18 protein-coding genes are annotated in these 24,735 nt (G+C 71.4%); 17 read left to right on the top strand and 1 reads right to left on the bottom strand.

Annotated elements, in window-relative coordinates:
* The first annotated feature begins 72 nt into the window (after nucleotides 1-72).
* The 17 genes from ndk (at nucleotide 73) to obgE (ending at nucleotide 22,314) form a co-directional block, all read left to right on the top strand.
* Nucleotides 73-486, top strand: a complete 414-nt coding sequence (ndk, locus tag QNO07_RS13385) for a nucleoside-diphosphate kinase (protein ID WP_283992108.1) — start codon at nucleotides 73-75, stop codon at nucleotides 484-486.
* Between the two features lie 293 nt (nucleotides 487-779).
* Nucleotides 780-1,799, top strand: a complete 1,020-nt coding sequence (locus QNO07_RS13380) for a rod shape-determining protein (protein WP_283992190.1) — start codon at nucleotides 780-782, stop codon at nucleotides 1,797-1,799.
* Between the two features lie 107 nt (nucleotides 1,800-1,906).
* Entirely contained in the window at nucleotides 1,907-2,977 is a 1,071-nt protein-coding gene (gene mreC, locus QNO07_RS13375; RefSeq protein ID WP_283992107.1) for a rod shape-determining protein MreC, read from the top strand.
* A 4-nt stretch (nucleotides 2,978-2,981) separates the two neighbouring features.
* A complete protein-coding gene (gene mreD, locus QNO07_RS13370; RefSeq protein ID WP_283992106.1) occupies nucleotides 2,982-3,680 on the top strand; it encodes a rod shape-determining protein MreD in 699 nt (232 codons plus the stop codon).
* 13 nt (nucleotides 3,681-3,693) lie between these two features.
* A complete protein-coding gene (gene mrdA, locus QNO07_RS13365) occupies nucleotides 3,694-5,829 on the top strand; it encodes a penicillin-binding protein 2 (RefSeq protein ID WP_283992105.1) in 2,136 nt (711 codons plus the stop codon).
* Entirely contained in the window at nucleotides 5,826-7,010 is a 1,185-nt protein-coding gene (locus tag QNO07_RS13360) for an FtsW/RodA/SpoVE family cell cycle protein (protein WP_283992104.1), read from the top strand. Before mrdA ends, QNO07_RS13360 begins: the two co-directional genes overlap by 4 nt.
* Nucleotides 7,011-7,279: 269 nt before the next feature.
* Complete coding sequence (locus QNO07_RS13355) at nucleotides 7,280-8,845, top strand: CYTH and CHAD domain-containing protein (protein ID WP_283992103.1); 1,566 nt, start codon at nucleotides 7,280-7,282, stop codon at nucleotides 8,843-8,845.
* 143 nt (nucleotides 8,846-8,988) lie between these two features.
* Nucleotides 8,989-10,917: a TIGR03960 family B12-binding radical SAM protein gene (locus QNO07_RS13350; protein WP_283992102.1), complete on the top strand. Its 1,929-nt coding sequence runs from the start codon at nucleotides 8,989-8,991 to the stop codon at nucleotides 10,915-10,917.
* A gap of 449 nt (nucleotides 10,918-11,366) precedes the next feature.
* Nucleotides 11,367-11,891, top strand: coding sequence for a DUF6879 family protein (locus QNO07_RS13340; protein ID WP_283992101.1), 525 nt, complete (start codon nucleotides 11,367-11,369; stop codon nucleotides 11,889-11,891).
* A gap of 18 nt (nucleotides 11,892-11,909) precedes the next feature.
* The gene (locus QNO07_RS13335; protein WP_283992100.1) at nucleotides 11,910-12,758 is read left to right on the top strand and encodes a helix-turn-helix domain-containing protein; all 849 of its coding nucleotides are present in this window, start codon (nucleotides 11,910-11,912) and stop codon (nucleotides 12,756-12,758) included.
* A gap of 267 nt (nucleotides 12,759-13,025) precedes the next feature.
* A complete protein-coding gene (locus QNO07_RS13330; RefSeq protein ID WP_283992099.1) occupies nucleotides 13,026-14,210 on the top strand; it encodes a methyltransferase domain-containing protein in 1,185 nt (394 codons plus the stop codon).
* 87 nt (nucleotides 14,211-14,297) lie between these two features.
* A complete protein-coding gene (locus QNO07_RS13325; protein WP_283992098.1) occupies nucleotides 14,298-14,873 on the top strand; it encodes a GNAT family N-acetyltransferase in 576 nt (191 codons plus the stop codon).
* A gap of 163 nt (nucleotides 14,874-15,036) precedes the next feature.
* Nucleotides 15,037-15,822 (top strand): TIGR03936 family radical SAM-associated protein, encoded by a 786-nt coding sequence (locus QNO07_RS13320; protein WP_283992097.1) that lies wholly within the window; start codon nucleotides 15,037-15,039, stop codon nucleotides 15,820-15,822.
* A gap of 245 nt (nucleotides 15,823-16,067) precedes the next feature.
* A complete protein-coding gene (locus QNO07_RS13315) occupies nucleotides 16,068-19,883 on the top strand; it encodes an Rne/Rng family ribonuclease (RefSeq protein ID WP_283992096.1) in 3,816 nt (1,271 codons plus the stop codon).
* A 275-nt stretch (nucleotides 19,884-20,158) separates the two neighbouring features.
* Nucleotides 20,159-20,479, top strand: a complete 321-nt coding sequence (gene rplU, locus QNO07_RS13310) for a 50S ribosomal protein L21 (RefSeq protein ID WP_283992095.1) — start codon at nucleotides 20,159-20,161, stop codon at nucleotides 20,477-20,479.
* Nucleotides 20,480-20,493: 14 nt separating this feature from the next.
* Nucleotides 20,494-20,751, top strand: a complete 258-nt coding sequence (gene rpmA / locus QNO07_RS13305) for a 50S ribosomal protein L27 (RefSeq protein ID WP_283992094.1) — start codon at nucleotides 20,494-20,496, stop codon at nucleotides 20,749-20,751.
* Between the two features lie 123 nt (nucleotides 20,752-20,874).
* Entirely contained in the window at nucleotides 20,875-22,314 is a 1,440-nt protein-coding gene (obgE, locus tag QNO07_RS13300; RefSeq protein WP_283992093.1) for a GTPase ObgE, read from the top strand.
* Between the two features lie 126 nt (nucleotides 22,315-22,440).
* Here obgE and QNO07_RS13295 read toward each other — a convergent pair whose 3' ends face one another.
* Nucleotides 22,441-24,546, bottom strand: coding sequence for a CDP-glycerol glycerophosphotransferase family protein (locus tag QNO07_RS13295; protein WP_283992091.1), 2,106 nt, complete (start codon nucleotides 24,544-24,546; stop codon nucleotides 22,441-22,443).
* Nucleotides 24,547-24,735 lie beyond the last annotated feature (189 nt).

Here is a 24,735-nt window from a genome sequence, read left to right as displayed (position 1 = left end):
CGGATACCGGTCGGGTGTTCGCTCCCTGTAACCTCGGCGCATCCACACCCGTTTGCAGCAAGGAGCCGCGACATGAGCCAGCGCACCCTCGTCCTTCTCAAGCCTGACGCGGTGAGGCGCGGCCTGGTGGGCGAGATCCTCCGCCGCGTCGAGAGCAAGGCCGGCTGGACGATCACCGCGCTGGAACTGCGCACCCTGGACCGCGCCATCCTGGAGCAGCACTACGCCGAGCACCAGGGCCGCCCGTTCTACGAGCCGCTGGTGGAGTTCATGTCCTCCGGCCCGTCGGTGGCCATGGTCGTCAGCGGCGAACGGGTGGTGGAGGGCGTGCGTGCGCTGGCCGGCCCCACCGACCCGATCCAGGCCACGCCCGGTTCCATCCGCGGCGACTACGGCACCATCGTGCGGGAGAACCTCATCCACGCCTCGGACTCCGAGGAGTCCGCGGAACGGGAGATGAAGATTTTCTTTCCCGGCCTGATCTGACGGTCTGTCACCGTCCGGCCGGTCTGACCTGGGGCGACCGAGGGAACTCGTTCGCCCTTTGGTATATCCGCGGACGGCCCGGGAACGAATCACCCGGACACGACGTCACCGATAAGGAGGACGGTACGTGTTCTGCTGACAATGGTGTAGGAGCCCTCGCGCCGCGTTCGAACGGACGCGACTACGATGGGGGCTTCTGGCGGACACTGCTTCCGCGCCCCGCAGCGCACTCCTGCCTCCCCCGTACACATCGCTTCTGCTGGAAGGCCAGACGTATCCTCATGGCGAACAACATGTCGTTCATCGGCCGTGACATGGCAATCGACCTCGGGACTGCCAACACGCTGGTGTACGTCAGGGGTCGCGGGATCGTCCTCAACGAGCCATCGGTCGTCGCCATCAACACCAACACCGGGGGCATCCTCGCGGTCGGTGCCGAGGCGAAGAAGATGATCGGACGCACCCCGGGCAACATCGTGGCGGTCCGCCCGCTCAAGGACGGCGTGATCGCCGACTTCGAGATCACCGAGCGGATGCTGCGGTACTTCATCCTCAAGATCCACAAACGGCGCTACCTCGCCCGCCCGCGGGTGGTCGTCTGCGTGCCCTCCGGCATCACGGGGGTCGAGCGCAGGGCCGTCATCGAGGCGTCGACGCAGGCCGGTGCCCGGCAGGTGCACATCATCGAGGAGCCCATGGCCGCCGCCATCGGCTCCGGACTGCCGGTCCACGAGGCCACCGGCAACATGGTCGTCGACATCGGCGGCGGCACCACCGAGGTCGCCGTGATCTCCCTCGGCGGCATCGTCACCGCCCAGTCCATCCGGGTGGCCGGCGACGAACTGGACAACGCGATCATCCAGCACATCAAGAAGGAGTACAGCCTGCTGCTCGGTGAGCGCACCGCCGAGAACATCAAGATCACCATCGGTTCGGCGTACGACCTGGAGAAGGACGAGCACACCGAGATCCGCGGCCGGGACCTCGTCAGCGGCCTGCCCAAGACGGTGGTCATCTCCGCCGCCGAGGTGCGCAAGGCCATCGAGGAACCCGTCAACTCCATCGTCGACGCGGTCAAGACGACCCTGGACAAGTGCCCGCCGGAGCTGTCCGGCGACATCATGGACCGCGGCATCGTCCTGACCGGTGGCGGCGCGCTGCTGCGCGGCCTCGACGAGCGGCTGCGCCGCGAGACGGGCATGCCGATCCACATCGCCGAGGAACCGCTGGACTCGGTCGCGCTGGGCTCCGGCAAGTGCGTCGAGGAGTTCGAGGCGCTCCAGCAGGTGCTGGACTCGCAGCCGCGCCGCTAGCCCGAACGAGGGATCCACCTCGGTGGCGACTGCCCGTCCGGCGCCGGCTCGTTGTACACCCGGCACAGGAAAACGGTTCTACAAGGGGAAAGGCACGGCCGTCACACGTGAGGGACACACGAGAGAGCCGGCTGCTGCTCGTACTGCTGGTCGCCGTAGCGTTCGCACTCATCACCATGGACCTGCGCGGTGGTGAGTCGTCGCCGCTGGACCGGGCACGGTACACGGCCGCCTCGGTGTTCGGCCCGGTCGAGAAGACCGTCGCCACCGCAGTCGACCCGGTGGGCAACGCCATCGCGGCAGTCCGCGACTCCGGCGACCGGCACAGCCGCATCGCGGCACTGGAACGGGAGAACGCCGAACTCAAGCAGCGCCTCGGGTCCGACGACCGCACGAAGACCCGCACCGCCGAACTCGACAAGCTGCTGAAGACCGCCGCCGCCGGCCAGTACGGCGTCAAGGGAGCCCAGGTCATCGCCATCGGCGCAGCCCAGGGCTTCTCCTGGACGATCACCATCGACATCGGTGAGCGGGACGGCATCACCCGCGACATGACGGTGCTCAACGGCGACGGGCTGGTCGGCCGCGTCACCACCGTCGGACCCAGCACCTCCACGGTGCTGCTGGCCACCGACCCGGACTTCACCGTCGGCACCCGCATGGAGAAGACCGGCGAGATCGGCTTCGCCAACGGCCGCGGCGACAGCGCGCTCACCGTGCAGCTGCTCAACTCCAAGGCGTCCGTCAAACGCGGCGACCGCATGGTCACCTTCGGTTCCAGCAACGACAAGCCGTTCGTGCCCGGCGTGCCCGTCGGCGAGATCATCCAGGTCAGCCCCAGCAGCGGCGACCTGACCCGCACCGTCCGCGTCCGCCCCTACGTCGGCTTCAGCAAGCTGGACATCGTCGGCGTCGTCGTCGAACCGCCGCGCAAGGACCCGCGCGACACCGTGCTGCCCGACCCGCCCAAGGCGCGGCCCACGCCGACAGTCACCGTCACCGTCACACCCGGTGCCGAGAACGCAGCCGACGGCCAGGACCCCGCCGCCGACCCGCAGGGCGGGATCGGCCCGCAGGATCCCCAGGATCCCCAGGGCCCGCAGGACCAAGCCGACCCGCAGGACCAGGCCGGCAACCCGCAGGGCGCAGACGCCCAAGACGCCGAGCAAGGGGACTAGACCGATGCGGTTCAACCGGACGCTGCTGTCCGTCACCCTCGTGGTGGTGGCCCTGGTCGTGCAGGTCACCGTGCTCGCCCGGCTCCAGCTCCCCGGCGCCACACCCGACCTGCTGCTGCTCACCGTGCTCGCCCTGGCCCTCGTCTACGGCCACACCAGCGGTGCCCTGATCGGCTTCGGCGCCGGGCTGCTCGCCGACCTGGCACCGCCCGCCGACCACGCCGTCGGCCGCTACGCGCTGGTGCTGTGCGTGGTCGGCTATGCCGCCGGCCTCACCAAGCCCGAGACCGGCCAGCACCGCAGCGCCACCGCCCCCATGCTGGTGGTCGCCGCAGCCGCCCTGTCCTCCACCCTGCTCTACGCCGGCGTCGGCGCGCTCGTAGGTGACACCGCCGGCCGCCACGTCGGACTCGGCGGACTGCTCTTCACCGCCACCCTCTACGACCTGCTGCTGGCCCCCTTCACGGTGCCGCTGATCATGGCCCTGGCCCGGCGGGCCGACAACGACCCGCTGGCCGAGCCGGCCCCCGGCTCGGCCGCCTCCGGCGGCGAGGGCGCCTTCGGCCTGCTCGGCGCCGGAGGCGGCCGCTTCGCCAAGAGCGGCAGCCGGCGCAACGGCGGATTCGGCGGGCGCGGCGGAACCCTGCTCGGCCGCCAGGAACGCGGCAGAACAGGCCGGATCAAGGGAGTCAAACGACTGTGACCAAGGGGGCGTTGTGAGCAACATTCCGGAGACCGGGCGCACCACCCGGGTCACCATCCGACTGATCGCCATCCAGATCCTCGTCTTCTCGCTGCTGCTCACGCTCGGCGGGCGACTGTGGTACCTCCAGATCCGCAACGGCGAGGAGTACGAGAAGGAAGCCGCCGGCAACCACGTCCAGCAGGTCGTCCAGCCCGCCACCCGCGGCGCCATCCTCGACGCCCGCGGCGTGCCGATCGCCGACAACGAGACCCGCCTGGTCGTCTCCGCCAGCCGCACCGAGCTGATGAAGATGAAGGACGCCGGGCAGGGCGTGCTCACCCGGCTGGCCGACGTCCTGGACGTGCCCTACAAGGACGTCGCCGACAAGGTCCGGCTGTGCAACGCCGAGACCCCCCAGCCCTGCTGGAACGGCTCGCCCTACCAGCCGATCCCCATCACCGACGAGGCCACCACCCAGCAGGCGCTCCAGATCCGCGAACGCGCCGAGGACTTCCCCGGCATCACCGCCGAACCCACCGCCGTGCGCCGCTACCCCGCCCCCTACAAGGCGGGCACCTCCCAGGTCCTCGGCTACCTCTCCCCGGTGACCGACGAGGAGGTCAGCCAGGCCCAGGACACCGACTCGCCGCTGCTGCGCTCCGACCAGATCGGCCGATCCGGCCTGGAGCGGACCTACGACAGCAAGCTGCGCGGCAGCGCCGGCGTGACCCGCTACGAGGTCGACAAGCTCGGCCGGGTCCTCGGCGAGGCGGACAGCGACAAGGCCGTCGCCGGGTCCTCCGTCGTCACCAGCATCGACTCCCGCGTGCAGGCGATAGTGGAGAAGCAGCTCGACAAGGCGATGAAGGCCGCCCGGCAGGAGACCGACAAGATCACCGGCCGGCCCTACGAGGCCGACTCAGGGGCCGCCGTCGTCATGGAGACCAAGACCGGCCGCATCGTCGCCATGGCCTCCAACCCGGACTACGACCCCAACGCCTGGGTGGGCGGCATCAACGCCAGGATGTACACCAAGCTGACCGGCAAGGACTCCAACTTCCCGCTGCTGAACCGGGCCATCCAGGGCCAGGCCGCACCGGGCTCGATCTTCAAGGTCGTCTCCACCGCGGGCGCGGTCAACGCCGGCTACCCCTTCAACAGCAACTACAACTGCGGCGCCTCCTACAGCCTGGGCAACCAGACCTTCAAGAACTTCGAGTCCCAGGGGCACGGCCCGATCAGCCTCGGCCGGGCCCTGGAGGTCTCCTGCAACACCGTCTTCTACGAACTCGGCCACCGCGAATGGCGCAAGGACGGCGGCCTCAACCCGAAGAAGCCCAACGAGTACCTCTACCAGGCCGCCAAGGGCTTCGGCTTCGGCAAGGAGACCGGCATCGACCTGCCCAACGAGGTCACCGGCCGCATCCCCGACCGCCAGTGGAAGAAGGACTACTGGGAGGCCAACAAGAACGGCTGGTGCAAGCAGGCCAAGTCCGACTCCGACGACTACGTCACCCGGCTCGCCCGGGAGAACTGCGTCGAGGGCATGAACCTGCGGGCCGGCGACAGCATCATCTACGCCATCGGACAGGGCGACACCCTCGTCACCCCGATACAGATGGCCAGCGCGTACGCAGCCATCGGCAACGGCGGCACGCTGTACAAGCCCAGCGTCGGCAAGGCGGTCATCAGCCCCGACGGGCGCACCGTCGATGAGATCAAGCCCGAGAAGCGCGGCAGGGTGCCCGCCACCAAGGCCACCGTGCGCCAGATGGACGCGGCCCTGCGCGGCGTCGCCACCCGCGGCACCGCCGCCTGGCGTTTCGGCGCCTGGCCGCACGACACCATCCCGATGCGGGCCAAGACCGGTACCGCGCAGGTGCAGGGCAAGCAGACCACCTCCTGGCTGGCCACCTACACCGACGACTACACCATCGTCATGACCATCTCGCAGGCCGGTACCGGCTCCGGAGCCTCCGGACCCGCGGTCCGCAACATCTACGACGCGCTGTACGGGGTGCAGGAGGACGGCTCCATCAAGAAGAGCCAGGCGCTGCTGTTCACGCCGCAGAAGAAGCTGCCCGTCATCGCTGAGGACGGCAACATCAAGGCCCAGCGCACCAAGACGTCCGTGGTCAAGGCCTGGCGGGACGCGGAGTTCTCATGAGCACCCATTCCTTCGACACCACCCGCTACGGTCCCAGGACCACCTGGGCCAAGCTGACGGCCAGGGACTCCCTGGCACGCCGCCTGGACTGGACGCTGCTGCTCGCCGCGCTCACCCTGTGCGCGCTCGGCGCGCTGCTGGTCTGGTCGGCCACCCGCAACCGCACCGACCTCACCGGCGGCGACCCGCAGGCGTTCCTGGTCAAGCACGCCGTCAACACCGGCATCGGCATCCTCATGGGCGCCGGCGTGCTGTGGCTCGGCCACCGGCGGATGCGGTCCGCGATGCCGGTGCTGTTCGTGCTGTCGTTGGTGCTGGTCGCGCTGGTCTACACCCCGCTCGGCGCCACCATCAACGGCGAACGCGCCTGGCTCAACCTCGGCGGCGGCTTCTTCCTCCAGCCGTCGGAGTTCACCAAGGTCACCATCATCCTGGCCATGGCGGTGGTGCTCTCCGCCAAGGTGGACGCCGGGGACCGCGTCCACCCCGACCAGCGCACCGTGCTGCACGCGCTGGCGCTCGGCGCACTGCCCATCGCGGTGGTCGCCGACCTCGGCCAGGTCATGGTGATGTCCGTGATCCTGCTGGGTGTGCTGCTGGCCTCCGGCGCGTCCAACCGCTGGATCATCGGACTGGTGACCGCGGCGGTCTGCGGCGCCGTCGCGGTGTGGCTGCTCGACCTGCTCGACGAGTACCAGCTCAACCGGTTCGCGGCGTTCGCCAACCCCGCCCTCGACCCCTCGGGCGTCGGCTACAACACCAACCAGGCCCGCATCGCCATCGGCTCGGGCGGCCTCACCGGCAAGGGCCTCTTCGAGGGCAGCCAGACCACCGGCCAGTTCGTGCCCGAGCAGCAGACCGACTTCATCTTCACCGTGGCCGGCGAGGAACTGGGCTTCCTCGGCGGCGGCCTCATCATCGCGCTGATCGGCGTGGTGCTGTGGCGGGCCTGCCGGATCGCGCTGGAGGCCACCGACCTCTACAGCACCATCCTGGCCGCGGGCATCATCGCCTGGTTCGCCTTCCAGTCCTTCGAGAACATCGGCATGGCGCTGGGCATCATGCCCGTCGCAGGCCTGCCGCTGCCCTTCGTCTCCTACGGCGGCACGTCGATGTTCGCGGTGTGGATCGCCGTGGGCATCCTGCAGTCCATCCGCATACAGCGCCCCATGTCCGCCTGAGGACCTCGCCCCACCCACCTCCGCCGGCACCCCGCGGCTGAACGGCGGGCCCGCCCCCGTCCGCCGCCCCGCGCCCCGGCCGACCACAGCGGCCGGGCGGTATCCCACCCCCGCCCGGCCGCTGTCGCCCGTACCTGCCCTGCTGCCCCCACCCGGCCCGCTCTCCTGCTCCCACCCGGCCCGCCCTGCTGCTCCCACCCGACCCGCTCTCCTGCTCCCACCCGGCCCGCCCTGTTGCGACCTACCCGAGCCGCTACTACGGTCCCCTCATGGTGGCAGTGGTGCGCGAGACCGAGCGGAAGTACGAGACCGAAGCGGGGCGGGAGATCCCCTCGGCGGAGCTGGCCGGCCTCGCCGGCGTGGCCGGCACCACCGACAGCGGCAGCACCTCCCTTGACGCCCTCTACTACGACACCCGCGACCGCAGACTCGCCGCCGAGGGCATCACCCTGCGCCGCCGCAGCGGCGGCCACGACGCCGGCTGGCACCTCAAGATGCCCCTCGAACCCGGCGTACGCGAGGAGATCCAGGCCCCCGACCAGGAGGAACTGCCCGCTGCCCTCGCCGGCCTGGTCCGCTCCCGGGTACGCGACCACGCCCTGGAACCCGTGATGCGACTGCGCACCCGCCGGGCCGTCACCCTGCTGCACGACACCGCCGGCGACACGCTCGCCGAAGTGGCCGTCGACGAGGTCGAAGCCGAGCACCAGACCACCGGACGCACCGCCGGCTGGACCGAGACCGAGGTGGAACTCGTCAGCGGTGACCCGGCCCTGCTCGACACCGTCGAGGAGCGGCTGCTCGCCGCCGGCCTGCGCCCCGCCTCCCACACCTCCAAACTCCAGCGCGCCCGCGTCGAGACCGCCGACCCCGGGCACCAGCGCGGCAGCAGCGGCAGCAGCGGTGGCGACCAGGCCGAGCAGGTTCCGCCGCCGGCCACCGCGGGCGAGGCCGTGCTCGGCTACGTCCGCGCCCAGGTCCGCGCCCTCGTGGAACTGGACCCGGCGGTGCGCCGCGACGCACCCGACTCGGTGCACCGCATGCGCGTCGCCACCCGCAGGCTGCGCAGCGCCCTGCGCACCCACCGGGCCGTACTGGACGCCACCGCCACCGCACCCGTGGTCGAGGAACTGCGCTGGCTCACCGGGGAGCTGGGCGTCGACCGCGACCGCGAGGTGCTGGCCGACCGCCTCCAGACGGCCGTCGACGACCTCCCCCGAGCCCTGCGCACCGGTCCGGTCCGCGGCCGGCTGCGGCTGTTCGACCGCGCCCGCCGCTCCGGCACCCGGCGCCGGCTCGTCACCGTGCTCGACAGTCGCCGCTACCTGGACCTGCTCGACTCCCTCGACTCACTGCTCGCCGAACCGCCGATGCTGGCGGCCGCCCACCGGCCCGCGGCCAAAGTCATGGCCAAGGCCGTGCGCCGGGACTTCGACCGCCTCGCCGCCCGCGTCGGCGAGGCGCTCGCCGCCGAGCCCGGCCCCGAACGCGACGAGGCCGTGCACACCGCGCGCAAGGCCGCCAAACGCACCCGGTACGCCGCCGAGGCGGCCCGACCCGTCCTCGGCAAGCCCGCCAAGCGCTACGTACGCCACATGAAGGCCCTGCAGAGCCTGCTGGGCGAGCACCAGGACAGTGTCGTGGCCCGCGGCGCGCTGCGGGAACTCGCCGCCCAGGCGCAGGCAGCGGGCGAGCCCTCCTTCACCTACGGCGTGCTGCACGAACGGGAGGCGCAACGCGCCACCCGCTGCGAGGAGGAACTGCCCCGGGAGTGGAGCCGCATCACCGCCTTCACCGCCTCCGACCGCGCCGGCCGCCTCACCACCTCCCGCTAGGGAAGCCCACCCCCACGCCCCCGGGGCAGGGGCCGGTCCGGGGCCCGCCCGCAGCGATCGGGGGGCCGTGCCGGAGGCGTTAGGCTGGATGACCACCCACAGTCCACCCACGGTCGATCCGCCCCCGCACACGAGGACACCCCATGCCTGTCGAATCGGTCTTCCCGCGCCTGGAGGCTCTCCTCCCGCACGTCCAGAAGCCGATCCAGTACGTCGGCGGAGAACTCAACTCCCAGGTCAAGGAGTGGGACGACTGCGACGTGCGCTGGGCGCTCATGTACCCGGACGCCTACGAGGTCGGGCTGCCCAACCAGGGCGTCATGATCCTCTACGAGGTGCTCAACGAGAAGCAGGGCGTGCTCGCCGAGCGCACCTACAGCGTGTGGCCCGACCTCGAGAAGCTGATGCGCGAGCACCGCGTGCCCCAGTTCACCGTGGACGCCCACCGCCCGGTCGGCGCGTTCGACGTGCTCGGCGTCTCCTTCTCCACCGAGCTGGGCTACACCAACCTGCTCACCGCGCTCGACCTGGCCGGCATCCCGCTGCGGGCGGAGGACCGCACCGAGGACCACCCCGTGGTGATGGCCGGCGGGCACGCGGCGTTCAACCCGGAGCCGATCGCCGACTACATCGACTGCGCCGTGATCGGCGACGGCGAGCAGGCCGTGCTGGAGGCCACCGAGATCATCCGCCGCTGGAAGGCCGAGGACCGGCCCGGCGGGCGTGAGGAGCTGCTGCTCCGCCTGGCCAGGACCGGCGGCGTGTACGTGCCCGGCTTCTACGACGTGGAGTACCTGCCCGACGGCCGGATCGCCCGCATGGTGCCCAACCGCTCCGGAGTGCCGTGGCGGGTGTCCAAGCACACCGTCATGGACCTCGACGAGTGGCCCTACCCCAAGCAGCCGCTGGTGCCGCTGGCCGAGACGGTCCACGAGCGCATGTCGGTGGAGATCTTCCGCGGCTGCACCCGCGGCTGCCGCTTCTGCCAGGCCGGCATGATCACCCGACCGGTCCGCGAGCGGTCCATCACCGGCATCGGCGACATGGTCGAGAAGGGCCTCAAGAGCACCGGCTTCGAAGAGGTCGGCCTGCTCTCGCTGTCCTCCGCCGACCACACCGAGATCGCCGACGTCGCCAAGGGACTCGCCGACCGCTACGAGGAGGACAAGATCGGCCTGTCCCTCCCGTCGACCCGGGTGGACGCCTTCAACATCGACCTGGCGAACGAGCTGACCCGCAACGGCAGGCGCTCCGGCCTGACCTTCGCGCCCGAGGGCGGCAGCGAGCGCATCCGCAAGGTCATCAACAAGATGGTCTCGGAGGAGGACCTCATCCGGACCGTCGCCACCGCCTACGGCAACGGCTGGCGGCAGGTGAAGCTGTACTTCATGTGCGGCCTGCCCACCGAGACCGACGACGACGTGCTCCAGATCGCCGACATGGCGACCCGGGTCATCGCCAAGGGACGCGAGGTCTCCGGCTCCAACGACATCCGCTGCACCGTCTCCATCGGCGGGTTCGTGCCCAAGCCGCACACCCCGTTCCAGTGGGCGCCGCAGCTCAGCTCGGCCGACACCGACGCCCGCCTGGCGAAGCTCCGCGACCGCATCCGCGGCGACAAGAAGTACGGCCGGTCCATCGGCTTCCGCTACCACGACGGCAAGCCCGGAATCGTCGAGGGCCTGCTCTCCCGCGGTGACCGCCGCGTCGGCGACGTGATCCGCGCGGTCTACGAGGCAGGCGGCCGGTTCGACGGCTGGCGCGAGTACTTCAGCTACGACCTGTGGATGGAGTCCGCAGCCAAGGCCCTGCCCGCGCACGGCGTGGACGTCGACTGGTACACCACCCGCGAGCGCACCTACGAGGAGGTCCTGCCCTGGGACCACCTCGACTCCGGCCTGGACAAGGACTGGCTCTGGGAGGACTGGCAGGACTCGCTCGACGAGACCGAGGTCGAGGACTGCCGCTGGACCCCCTGCTTCGATTGCGGGGTGTGCCCTCAGCTTGACACTTCCATTCAGATCGGCCCGACGGGCAGGAAGCTGCTGCCGCTCAGCGTCAAGAAGTCGTAGGCTCCGGCGGGGACCCCGTCCGGCGGATGGCCGGGACGCTTGCCGGTTCGGGCGAGAGGGAGCGTGACGAGTTTCCTCGGAGGCTCGGAGCGACGGAGCGTGGACAGGCCACTCACATCGACGAGCGGCACCGGCTTCCGGCTGGATCAGAGTGAACACGCCCACTTGACCCGCAGGTTCCGACAGGGTGAAGGTCGAGCAACCAGGCGCAACATGCTCCGCGGGGAGGGACTCCATGGCCTTACGGTTCGTCGGGAAGGATCCAGAGTCCGGAGATCACGGATCACCCGCTGTGTGGGTGGACCAGGAGTCGAAGGATCTTGTGATCCAGGGGTGGACGGCAGACGAGCAGACCACTGACGAAAGCTCGCGGGACGTGCCGATCCCTGGGTACGAGTCTGTGATCAGGGTTCCGGTGCGGATGATCCCGCTCCTCAGGGAGGCGCTCCGTGTCGCAGAGTCTGACTGACTTCTCTGACCTCATCAGGTCAGCGCGGGAGTCAGCTGTGCATCTTGAGATGCGCGACACGTACGGCGTCGAGAACGAGATCGAGGGCTTCGCAGCGTGGAAGCAAGGCCGTCGGCTCGATCCGGAGGACCGGGGTTCCTGGTGGCGCCCCTGGCTTGACCTGGTGCAGGAGGTCACGGCGAAGGGCGTCGTCATCCGACGTGCCCGCGTCGTCTCGGAGCCCGTCAGCGACTACATCGCCTTCGAGCACTCCGGCACCTTCACGAACGTGGCGGCCGGAGAGCAGATCCGCTGGCTGCCCCGTCGAAGGGCTTCGGGTCTAGCCCTGCCGGGCAACGACTTCTGGCTGTTCGACGGACGACTGGTGCAGTTCAACATCTTCGACGGGGTCGGCCGGTGGGTTCACACGGACCAGACGGAAGATCCGGCCGTGGCTGAACTGTGCGCGTCGGCGTTCGAAGCAGTGTGGGAACGAGCTGTCCCGCACGAGAAGTACGTCGTCTGATCTCTGACCGGTCAACCCGTGCCTTCCTCCCCACTCTCCAGCGCCCAAGCGGCGCGAGCCGCCGTGGCTGCCCGCTTGCAGGGCCTTATGAAAGACGCTGGTCTCACGGGGCATGAGCTGGCCGCTCGGTGCGGCTGGCACAAGTCGAAGTCATCGCGGATCGCACGCGGCAAGACGCCGCCCTCGGACGCTGACATCCGTGCTTGGTGTGCTGCCTGTGGGGCCGCCGACCACGCAGCCGATCTGATCGCCGCGTCTCGCAACGCAGAGTCGATGTACGTGGAGTGGCGGCAGATCCATCGCGACGGGATGCGGCGGGTCCATGAGCAGACTGTCCCGCTGTACCAGCGGACGCGCTCCTTTCGCGTGTACGCCTCGAATGTCATGCCGGGGATGCTCCAGACCCCCGGCTACGCGACAGGACTTCTGCGGTCCATCACGGCCTTTCAGGGAACCCCGGACGACGTGGCCGAAGCGGTTCAGGCTCGGACCCGGCGATCCCGCGTGATCCGGGAGGGGGACCACCGGTTCGCCCTGGTGCTTGAAGAGACGGTTCTCTACTACCGGGTGAGCGACGACGCCGCGATGGCGGCCCAGCTCGAGCACGTGCTCTCGGTGATGGGGCAGCCGAACGTGTCGCTCGGTGTCATCCCCGCGCGCGCGTGCCGAACCGTCTGGCCGCTCGAAGCCTTCTACGCCTTCGACGACCAACAGGTGGCGGTGGAGACCCTGACCGCAGAGATCAACCTGACCACACCCGGCGAGATCAGCACGTACCTTCGGGCGTTCTCCGAACTGTCCCGATCGGCCGTGCGCGGAGCCGAAGCCCGCGCCCTGATCGTGAGGGCACTCGACACCCTCGGGTGAATCTGTGCAACCGCGTGCAACCGTGTGGACCTCTCGCAACTGCGCTCCCTACGGTCTTGTGTATCGACTCACTGACGTGATCTTCGAAGTGGTCGCCTCAGATGAGGCCACATTCCGACCCAAGGAGAAGCACATGACCGCGATGCCCAGCACGACCCCCGGCCAGCCCTGGCCCGGCCCCACGGAACCCCCGTCCCCGGACGGTGGCCCGCGCACCATGGGCAAGGCCCGCAGCGCGGCCCGATCCGGTGGCGGGACGCCCCTCAGATGACGGTCCACTTCGCGCAGGTGGCGCGTCCCAGCCGCAGGGAGTTGGGGCGTGTGCTGTTCGAAGCGGGAGCGATGTCGTCGGACTGGGCTGCGGCGTTCGCGGTCGTCGACCGAGCCGACTTCCTCCCGGACCTCATGTGGCCCTACGACACGGAACGAAGGGTGAGCGTCCCCGTCGACCGGGCGGTTGCCCGCGCCGCCTGGTACGCGGCTGCGGACCGCGACCTCCCCATCGTGACGCAGTGGGACGACGGCAGGCACAGCGGTAGCGAGCCGGGGAAGGTGCCCACCAGTTCGTCGTCCATGCCCTCCGTGGTCTACACCCTGCTGCGGCCCCTGGACGCCGAGCACGGCATGCGGGTGCTCGACGTGGGCACCGGCACCGGGGAGACGGCCGGGCTGCTGACCCACCGTTGCGGGCGCGGGCGCGTCACCACGATGGACGTCGACCACTCCGTCTCGCTGCGAGCCCGCGGGCGGCTGTATGCGAGGGGTCTGTATCCGGAAGTGGTGGCGGGGGACGGCTTCATGGGGCACGTGGCGACCGCGCCGTACGACCGGGTGCTGGCCACGGTCGGGCTGCGAAGGGTCCCCGGTCCCTGGATCGAGCAGACCCGTCGCGGCGGCCTCGTCGTCGCCCCCTGGGGAACGCACTTCTCGAACGCGGACGCCGTCGCCCGCCTGGTGGTGGGCGACGGCGCGGCGTCCGGTCGGTTCACGCGGCCCGTGGAGTTCATGAAGCTCCGCTCCCAGCGGCTCACCCCGCCCCGGCACGACGTCTACCTCGCCGCGGGCCCGATGGACGACGCCGACACCTCGGCCACGGCGATCACCGAGGCGGAGTTCCTCCCCGGCCGGTACACGGCACTGCCGTTCGCCCTGGGGCTGCGGGTCCGTGGCTGCCTGCAGACCGTTGCTGCGAAGCGCGACGGCGCACGGCCCGTCTGGTTCTACGGGCTGGGGGACCGGTCATGGGCGGCCGTCATGTTCGTGGACGGCGAGGAGGAGGCGCGTGTCTGGCAGTCGGGACCGCGCCGGTTGTGGGACGAGGTCGAAGCGGCCTACCACTGGTGGGTGGATCAGAGCAGGCCGGATCACACCCGGTTCGGCCTGACCGTCACTCCGGAGGGCGAGACGGCCTGGCTGGACGAACCTCGGAACGCCTGGCGGCTGCACTGCTGACGCTCCTCGACGCCGGACAGGTCCTACCACCGGGGAAGGCCGGCAGACGCTACCCGAGGGAGCGCGGGTGCGTGGCATGCTGGCCGGATGCCGCAGCTTGTCACCCCCACCGTGCACGTGCACCGGTCCTTCGTGGCCGCGATGGAGGAGTTCCGGGCGGAGGGGCGGGGCACGCCGGAGGACCGGTCCATGATCGGGCGCGACATCAGGGTGCACGGGAGTGACTGGCAGGACGCGGCGGTGTTCGCGCGCTACGTCGAGGAGACGCGGGCCGACGCGTGGGAGCACACGCCGCGGCCGGAGGGCTTTGTGCCCTGCACCACGCTCTGGTACGTCGACGGTGACCGCTTCCTCGGCCGGATCGCCGTCCGGCACCGGCTGAACCCGGTGCTGCTGGAGTGGGGCGGTCTGGTCGGTTACGACGTGCGGCCCACGGCCCGCCGGCGCGGGCACGCCACCGCCATGCTGCGGGCGGCCCTGCCGGTGGCCCGGGGCCTGGGCCTGGACGAGGTGCTGGTCACCTGCGACCACGACAACAGCGCGTCCCGCCGGGTCATCGAGTCCTGCGGCGGGGTTCTTGAGGACCGGCGCGAGGAGAAGCTGCGGTACTGGATCCGCACAGCGGACAGCGGCCCGGCGGGCGCCCCGGCCACCGCCGAGTAGGCTTGGGCCCGGCCGGTCCGGACCCGCCCCGTGCTCCGGGGCCGTCCCGCACCGGCCGGCCACGTCCGACCGAGGGTGGCGACGGCGTTCCGCGCCACCCCGTCAGCCAAGGAGAAGGACCCTGGGCAAGCGACAGCCCGAAGGCCCACCGCCCGCACCAGCGGTGCAGCGCATCCGACTGCGCTACACCAAGCGAGGCCGCCTCCGGTTCACCAGCCACCGCGACTTCCAGCGCGCCTTCGAGCGTGCGCTGCGCCGAGCCGCGGTCCCCATGGCGTACTCCGCCGGTTTCACCCCGCACCCGAAGGTCTCCTACGCCAACGCGGCGCCGACCGGCACCGCCAGCGAGGCCGAGTACCTGGAGATCGCGGTCACCGAGTACCGCGACCCCGCGGTGCTGCTCAAGCTGCTCGACGAGTCGATGCCCGACGGACTGGACATCGTCGACGCGGTGGAGGCCCGTACGTCCGGCTTCGCCGAACGGCTGGAGGCCTCCCACTGGGAGCTGCGCCTGGACGGTGTCGAGCCGCAGGAGGCCGAGCGCGCAGCCGCCGCCTTCCTGGCAGCCGACAGCGTCGAGGTGCAGCGGCAGACCAAGAAGGGCCTGCGCACCTTCGACGCCCGTGCGGCCGTCGCCCGCCTGGAAGCCGGCCCCGCCAGGCAGGGCGAATCGGCGGAACCGGCCCCGGCCCGTGTCGGGCACGATAGGCCCGGCCCGGGTCCCTGTGCGATACTGCGGCTGGTGGTACGGCACCTGACACCTGCCGTGCGACCCGACGACGTCCTGTCCGGTCTCCGCGCTACGGCCGACCTGGCGCCGCCGGTCCCCGTAGCGGTGACCAGGCTGGCGCAGGGGCCGCTCGATGAGGAGACCGGCACGGTGACCGACCCGCTGGCGCCCGACCGCGACGCAACCCCCGTCGCGACGGCGCCCGGGTCCACCGCGTAGGGCCGGCGTCGCAGCGCCGCCGACGAGCCACGCACCCAGGGAGCCACCCGGGTACCGCCGGACGGCAGGCGCACTGACCAGGAGACTTTCGCCGTAGCCGGGCCGGATGGCACGGAACCGGCGAGTGAGACAACAGCTCCCGTGCGGCGACAGCGCCCCCGGACTGCCGTTCCGCCACACACGTGGGACGTGCCGAACTGAGGACAGAGCGCCGCGCCTGGGAGCGTGACGGGAGAACCGCCCGCATGCCCGAGCAGACAGAATCCGCTTCCGCGGAGAACAACGACAACAACAGCAGCAGTCCCAGTGACAGCCTGCCGCCGCGCAGGCGCCGCCGGGTGGCGTCCCGCCCGGCCGGACCGCCGACCGTAGCGTCGGCGGGCACTGCTGGGGACGGCCCGGACCCGGTGAGCACCGGGGACGCAGCGGACACCACCGGCACTGCCGGCACGGCGGCCGCCGCCCCTGAGGCCGCCCCCGCCCCCGCCCCTGACGCCGCCCCTGACGCCGCCCCCGCCCCTGACGCCGCTGCCGAGCAGCCCCAGGCGGCGGCCGCCGAGCCCGTCGCGGCTGATGCCGCCGAGGCCGCACCGGCGAAGCCGGCGCGGACCCGCCGCCGGGCCACCCGCAAGGCGACCGCGGCAGCCCCCGAGGCCGCCCCCGCCGTACAGCCCGCGCCCACCGCCGAGCCCGAGGCCCCGGCCGTGGTGCCGCCCGCCGAGCCGGCCGCCGCGCAGGCGCCGGAACCGGCCGCCGAGCCCGCAGCCGAGGCGCCCGTCGAGGAGTCCGCCGCCGAGCCGTCGAAGCCGGTCAGGGCACGTCGCCGCGCCGGCCGCAGGAGCGGTTCCGCTGCGGACACCGCGCAGCCGGTGGTCCCTGCGGTCTTCCAGGCGCCGGTCTTCACCGAGCCGATGTTCCAGACGCCGGAGTCGGCCGCCGCCCGTGTCGCCGCCTCCGCGCAGGCCGGCAGCGCCGACGACGACCTCGACGACGCCGAGTACGACGAGGACGCGACGGAGCTCGAAGCCGACGAGTCGGGTTCCGCCGACGCGCGCACCGCCGAGGACGAGCAGGGCCAGGGCCGTCCGGCCCGTCGCCGTCGTCGTCGCCGGGCCGCCGAGGCGCCCGCGGCCGGCTTCGTCGCCGCGGAGCCCGAGGCCGGGTCCCGCGACGGCGGCTCCGAGGCCGACGCCGAGAGCGACGACACCGCGGACGCCGACGCCGGACCCGACGACCGGGACGACAGCGAGGACGGCGACGGCCGCCCGTCGCGCCGCCGCCGCCGGGGCGGTCGTCGCCGTCGCCGCGGTGACGCAGCGGAGGACGGCGAGGGCCAGGCGGACGACGGCTCAGCCGACGACTCCGACGGTCCCGACGACTCCTACGACTCCTACGCCTCCGACAAGGAGGCGTCCGGCACGGACCGCCGGACCGACGAGGCGGCGGACGACGAGTCGTCCCAGGACGGCGACCGGGACTCCGACGACCGCGGCCACTCCTCCAGCAGCTCGCGTCGCCGTCGCCGCCGTCGGCGCCGCAGTGGCGACAGCGACGCGCCGCCCGTCGAGCAGGGCGGGGACGACCCCGAGCGCACCGTGGTGAAGATCCGCGAACCGCGCCGGAAGAAGGACGAGCAGCCTTCCGACGAGGTGCAGTCCATCAAGGGCTCCACCCGCCTGGAGGCGAAGAAGCAGCGCCGCCGGGAAGGCCGCGAGCAGGGCCGCCGACGGGTGCCGATCATCACCGAGGCCGAGTTCCTGGCCCGGCGTGAGGCGGTCAAGCGGGAGATGATCGTTCGCCAGAGCGGCGAGCGGACCCAGATCGGTGTGCTGGAGGACGACGTCCTCGTTGAGCACTTCGTGAACAAGGAGCAGTCGACCAGCTACGTCGGCAACGTCTACCTGGGCAAGGTCCAGAACGTGCTGCCGTCGATGGAGGCCGCGTTCGTCGACATCGGCAAGGGCCGCAACGCGGTGCTGTACGCCGGCGAGGTCAACTTCGAGGCGCTCGGCCACTCCGGAGGCCCCCGCCGCATCGAGGCCGCGCTGAAGTCCGGGCAGTCGGTGCTGGTGCAGGTCACCAAGGACCCGATCGGCCACAAGGGCGCGCGCCTGACCAGCCAGGTGTCCCTGCCCGGCCGGTACCTGGTGTACGTGCCCGAGGGTTCGATGACCGGCATCAGCCGCAAGCTGCCCGACACCGAGCGGGCGCGGCTGAAGCAGATCCTGAAGAAGGTCGTGCCCGAGGACGCCGGTGTCATCGTGCGCACCGCGGCCGAGGGTGCCAGCGAGGACGAGCTGGCGCGTGACGTGCAGCGGCTGCAGGCGCAGTGGGAGGACATCAAGAAGAAGGCGCAGAAGGGCAACGCGCCGACGCTGCTCTACGGCGAGCCGGACATGACGGTCCGTGTGGTGCGCGACATCTTCAACGAGGACTTCACCAAGGTCGTCGTCAGCGGTGACGAGGCGTGGGAGACCATCCACAGCTACGTGTCGCACGTGGCGCCCGACCTCGCCGACCGGCTCACCAAGTGGACGTCCGACGTGGACGTCTTCGCCTCCTACCGGATCGACGAGCAGCTGCTGAAGGCGCTCGACCGCAAGGTCTGGCTGCCCAGCGGCGGTTCGCTGGTGATCGACCGGACCGAGGCGATGATCGTCGTCGACGTCAACACCGGCAAGTTCACCGGCCAGGGCGGCAACCTGGAGGAGACGGTCACCAGGAACAACCTGGAGGCGGCCGAGGAGATCGTGCGCCAGCTGCGGCTGCGCGACCTCGGCGGCATCATCGTGGTCGACTTCATCGACATGGTCCTGGAGTCCAACCGCGACCTGGTGCTGCGGCGTCTGCTGGAGTGCCTGGGCCGGGACCGGACCAAGCACCAGGTGGCCGAGGTCACCTCGCTGGGTCTGGTGCAGATGACCCGCAAGCGGGTCGGCCAGGGCCTGCTGGAGTCCTTCTCCGAGCCGTGTGTGCACTGCAACGGCCGCGGTCTGCTCGTCCACATGGAGCAGGCGCAGGTGTCCGGTGGCGGTGGCGGCGGCAAGCGCGCCAAGAAGAAGGGCAAGGGCGGCCAGGAGGCCGGGCACGCCGACGGCAACGGTGCCGCGGCTGCCTCCGTGAGCGAGGACCCGTCGGCCGACGAGTCGGCCGCCGAGGATGTCGAGGAGCTGGCGGCCGAGGTCGCCGCGCCGGTGGCGCTGCCCGAGCCTGAGTTCGTGCCGGACGAGGACCTGTACAGCAGCGTGCACGAGGCCGAGGAGGCCGCCCGTCGCGGTCGGGGCCGCCGCCGCAGCCGCAAGTCCGCCGCTGCTGCCGGTCCGCCGCGGTCCGCCGAGCAGCCGGCCCCGGCCGGGTCGGTGGCCGAGCCCGCCGCGCAGTCGGCCCCCGCGGCGCCGGAGCCCGCGCCTGTCGCGGCTGCTGAGCCGGCCGTTGCTGAGCCGGTGGCGGAGGCCGCTGAGCCTGTGGTGGAGGCCCCGCCGGTGCGTGGGCGTCGTCGGGCGAGCCGTAAGGCGTCTGCGCCTGCCGGTTCGCCGAAGGCGGCAGAGGAGGCAGCCGTCACCGTGGTGGCGCCCGCCGAGCCGGTGACGGCCGAGCCGGTGGCCGAGTCGCCGCAGGCGGCGGAGCCCGCGGAGACGGTCACCACCGCCTCCGACGCCGCCCCTGACGCCGCTCCGGCCCGTCCGCGTCGCCGCGCCACCCGCCGGGTCTCCGCACCCGCCGGTTCGGCCGGTGGCGACGAGGCCGCTGCGATCGTGCTGCCGGCCGCCGACACCCCCGCTGCGGCCCCGGCCGACGCGGTCGCCGAGGCGCCGGAGCAGGGCGCCGGCGAGTCGGAAGCCCCGGTCAGGAAGACCACCGCCCGCAAGGCGGCGGCGAAGAAGGCACCTGCCAAGAAGGCGGCGGCGAAGAAGACCGCCGCTGCCGACAAGAAGGCGCCGGCGAAGAAGACCGCAGCCAAGAAGGCGACGGTCAAGAAGACGACGGCGAAGAAGGCGGTCAAGCGGACCGCCGCGGCGGAGCAGGCCTCCGCCTCGGTCACCGCGCCCGCCGACGAGTGATGCGGGAGGGGGTCCCGGTGGCTGCGGCTGCCGGGACCCCCGACCCGGTTTGACCCCCCGGTCGAGGTTCCGTAATCTTGACCGTCGGCGTGTCACTGGACACGCCGCGCTCCTGAGCACATCCCTCCTGGACGTCTCCGCCCCCTCACGGGTTCGGCGGTCGCAACCGGGAGAGGCCGCTCGTCCCCTTCGGAACGTCACGCACGGTGTCCGCACCGGTTCGTGCCGGGCGGCTGGCATCGGGAGCTCCGGCTACGAGCGAGAGAGAGTTCCGCGTGTACGCAATCGTGCGCACCGGCGGGCGCCAGCAGAAGGTTGCTGTCGGCGACGTCATCGAGGTTGACCGTATTTCCACCAGCAAGGTCGGCGACACCGTCGAGCTCTCCACCGTGCTGGTCGTCGACGGCGAGGCCGTTACCAGCGACCCCTGGGTGCTGGCCGGTGTGAAGGTCCAGACCGAGGTCGTGGACCACCACAAGGGTGTCAAGATCGACATCCAGAAGTTCAAGAACAAGACCGGCTACAAGAAGCGGATCGGTCACCGTCAGCTGCACACCGCGCTGAAGGTCACCGACATCCCCGCCCCGGCGAAGTAAGGGACTGAGGAGAGATGGCACACAAGAAGGGCGCATCGTCCACTCGGAACGGTCGTGACTCCAACGCTCAGCGCCTCGGCGTCAAGCGCTTCGGTGGTCAGGTCGTGAACGCCGGCGAGATCATCGTCCGGCAGCGTGGCACCCACTTCCACCCGGGCACGGGCGTCGGCCGCGGCGGCGACGACACCCTGTTCGCGCTGGACGCCGGTGCCGTGCAGTTCGGCACCCACCGCGGCCGCAAGGTCGTGAACATCGTCCCGGTCGCTGTGTAACCAGCCTCTGGCACGATCCGGCAGCTTTCCGAGGGCGGACCGTCTCCCCAGCAGGGGGAAGCGGTACCGCCCTCGGTGTGTTACTACGAGAAACACCCACAGAACAGCCAGGAGGCATCCGTCATGACCACCTTCGTGGACCGCGTCGAGCTGCACATCGCCGCGGGTAGCGGTGGCCACGGCTGCGCCTCCGTGCACCGGGAGAAGTTCAAACCGCTCGGCGGCCCCGACGGCGGCAACGGCGGCCGGGGCGGTGACGTGATCCTGGTCGTCGACCAGGACGTCACGACGCTGCTGGACTACCACCACAGCCCGCACCGCAAGGCCACCAGCGGCAAGCCCGGCGAGGGCGGCAACCGCATGGGCGCCAGCGGCGAGGACCTCGTCCTGCCGGTGCCCGACGGCACCGTCGTGCTCGACCGGGACGGCAACGTGCTGGCCGACCTGGTCGGCCAGGGCACCACCTTCGTCGCAGGCCAGGGTGGTCGCGGCGGCCTGGGCAACGCGGCGCTGGCCTCCGCCCGCCGCAAGGCCCCCGGCTTCGCCCTGCTCGGTGAGCCCGGCGAGACGCGCGACGTGAGCCTGGAACTCAAGACGGTCGCCGACGTCGCCCTGGTCGGCTACCCCTCGGCAGGCAAGTCCTCGCTGATCTCGGTGCTGTCCGCGGCCAAGCCGAAGATCGCCGACTACCCCTTCACCACGCTCGTGCCGAACCTGGGCGTCGTCACCGCCGGCTCGACGGTCTACACCGTCGCCGACGTGCCCGGTCTCATCCCGGGCGCCAGTGAGGGCCGCGGCCTGGGCCTGGAGTTCCTGCGGCACGTCGAGCGCTGCTCGGTGCTGGTGCACGTGCTGGACTGCGCGACGCTGGAGTCCGACCGGGACCCGGTCTCCGACCTGGACGTCATCGAGGCCGAACTCGCCCAGTACGGCGGGCTCGGCGACCGGCCGCGAGTCGTCGCCCTGAACAAGGTGGACGTGCCCGACGGGCAGGACCTCGCCGACATGATCCGCCCCGACCTGGAGCGCCGCGGCTACCGCGTGTTCGAGGTGTCCGCGGTGTCCCGCCACGGGCTGAAGGAGCTGTCCTTCGCACTCGCCGGCATCGTGGACGAGGCGCGGGCGGCCAAGCCCAAGGACGAGTCGACCCGGGTGGTCATCCGTCCGAAGGCCGTCGACGACACCGGCTTCACCGTCTCCCGCGAGGACGACGGCCTGTTCCGGGTGCGCGGCGAGAAGCCCGAGCGCTGGGTGCGGCAGACCGACTTCCAGAACGACGAGGCCGTCGGCTACCTCGCCGACCGGCTCAACCGCCTCGGCGTGGAGGACGCGCTGGTCAAGGCCGGCGCCCGGGAGGGGGACGGCGTGGCCATCGGCAGCGACGACAACGCGGTCGTCTTCGACTGGGAGCCGACCATGTCCGCCGGCGCCGAGATGCTCGGCCGACGCGGCGAGGACCACCGCATGGAGGCCCCGCGGCCCGCGGCGCAGCGCCGCCGGGACCGTGACGCGGAGCTGACCGACAGCGAGCAGGAGTACCGGGACTTCGACCCCTTCGCGTGAGGGCGGCCGGTATCGGAAAGGCCGGTGGGCCCGGAGGCGACTCGCCTCCGGGCCCACCGGCCTTTGTGCAGGCGGGTCCTGTGCCGCCGTCGTGCCCAGACGCCCAGCCACCCAGAGCGTGCGGGCCTAGGCGATGATCGAGTCCTCGGACAGCTCGGTGCCGTCGCTGTCGTTCTCCGAGGCGGCGGCGAAGGTGTCCATGCCGTCCAGCTCGCGCTGCCCGGGGATCTCGGTGAGCCGCTCGGCGATCCGCCGGCGCCGCTCGTCCGCCTTGCCGCGCAGGTCGGCCACGGCCTGGTTGAAGCGCTCGATGGACGGCGGGTCGGCGGGCCCGAGCAGGTGCACCTTCAGCGCGGCCCGCTCGGCCGCGAAGGTGTCCTGCTCCGGGTCGCGGACCGCGGCCAGCAGCGCGGGGACGGCGTCCGCCGCGGGGCTGAGCACGGTCGCCGCGCGGACCGTCGGGAAACCGGCCCGGAACTCCTCCTCCGACAGGCCGCTGGTGTTGGCCACCGCGTAGGGCTTCTCGCTGCTCAGGTAGTCGGAGACGACGCTGGAGACGTCGCTGACCAGCAGGTCGGCCTGGTTGAAGCAGGCGTAGATGCCGGGCCGGACGTCGGTGATGACCTGGTGCTCCCACTCCGGCAGCGAGGCCCAGTACGCGGCCTCCCACTCGGCGGTCGCCTCGGTGACGGCCTTCGCCCGGTCGGCCCCGGGCGTGGCCTGGATCATCATGCGCTCCACGTCGTCGGCGCTCTCGCGGAACGTGGCCGTGGCGATCCGCTCCAGCTCCCGGGTGCTGCGGTCCAGCTCGGCGAGCGCCGCGGCGCCGGGGCGCGAGCGGCCGGGCTCAGCGGCGCGGCGCGCGTTGGCCTCGTGGATGAGGGCCTGGATGCGGGCGTTCGCCGCGCCCGCACGCGGGTCGACGGAACCGGTCATCGGGTGCGGCTTGTACAGCAGCCGGACGGCCGGGTCGGCGAGCAGCGCGCGCACGATGTTCTCGCCGGCCAGGATGACGGAGGTGTTGCCCGGGTCGTCCGTCCAGCCCTCCCACGTGGGGGCGTAGAGCACCGTGGTGAACGCGCCGGTGGGCGCGCCCGCGTACGGCTTGATCGGTGCCAGCTGCGGCCGTCCCACCTCGACCACGTCGTGGTCGTCCACCCCGATCTCGGCGAGCTGGTACCGGGCGCGGGCGGCGGGGCCGGCGACCCACACCTCGTCGTAGGCCTTGGCGTAGGGGTTGCAGCTGGAGAGCTTGTCGCTCTCGCCGTGGTTGATGAAGGCGTGCTTGATCGAGGGGATGCGCAGCACCTGCGAGGTCTTGCCGGAGTTCGCCGGGTGCAGCATCGTCTTCAGCGACGAGTGCTCCAGCGACATCAGGTTGGCCACCTTGGGGATGCACACGACGGGCACGTCCGTCGCCTCGATCTTCTGCATCATGAAGCGTTCACGCAGCACGATCAGCGGCTTGGCGTCCAGCTCGGCGAGCGTGGAGAGCCACATGTTCGCCTGGTAGGCCGACGTGGGTCCGCCGGAGAAGTACATGGCGACCGTCGGCTTGTACGACGCCAGCCACTTGTCCAGCCAGGCCAGCGCCTCCCGCTCGGTCGGGGTGCGCTTGCCGGGCAGCATCCAGGTGCCCAGCAGCACGGTACCGGCGACGAACAGCGTGAGGCTGGACGCGACGCCGACCGCGCCCCACAGCACCTCCTGGGTGGCCGCGGTGCCCAGCAGGCCGGCGGTGGCGGGGGCCATGAAGTGCAGCAGCCGCCGGCTGGGCTGCCTGGCGAGGATCCGCGGGGGAGCGGCCGACAGCCGCATGGCGGTGGTGTCGATGTTGCGGGTGAGGATCGGCAGCGTGCGGTTGCGCCGCACCAGCAGGGCCACCGCCTGGCAGGCGAAGTGGGCCGCGTAGGCGCCCATCAGCATCAGGACGAGCGGGGCCTCGGCCAGCGGGTCGATGCCCGGCGCCTGGACCAGTCCGATCACCAGCAGCATGTCGCGCAGCAACTGCCGGGTCGGCACGTCGAAGCGGACTCTGCCCAGCAGCGCCAGCAGGCCGGGCTGCCTGTGGTGGAGGTACAGGTCGAGGGTGAAGCCCGCCGCGGAGGCGGCGATGAACAGGGGGACGTTGGGCAGCAGGGCCCCGGCGAGCTGGGCGGAGAAGAACACCAGCATCGCGAGGAGGGCGGAGAGCTGTCCTACGCGGCGGGAAACGAGTCCGGCGAACGGCACGGGCTGGGCTCCTGGCAGGAGGCGATCGGATGGGGCGGTCGGACGTGGGGTCGACCGGAGTGACCCCCGACCGTATGCGGAAGCGCTGCGCGTGACAATTCCCGGTGATCAAGCACACGGTGTGACGAACGTGCGGAGCGAGCGACAACGGCCCTGATTCTACGGGAGGTCACCCCTCCTCCCTTGCGC

The organism is Streptomyces sp. 549 (genome assembly GCF_030124175.1).
GTDB lineage: Bacteria > Actinomycetota > Actinomycetes > Streptomycetales > Streptomycetaceae > Streptomyces.
The sequence above is the reverse complement of the archived record's forward strand: the minus strand, read 5'-3'. Positions and strand labels throughout refer to the sequence as shown.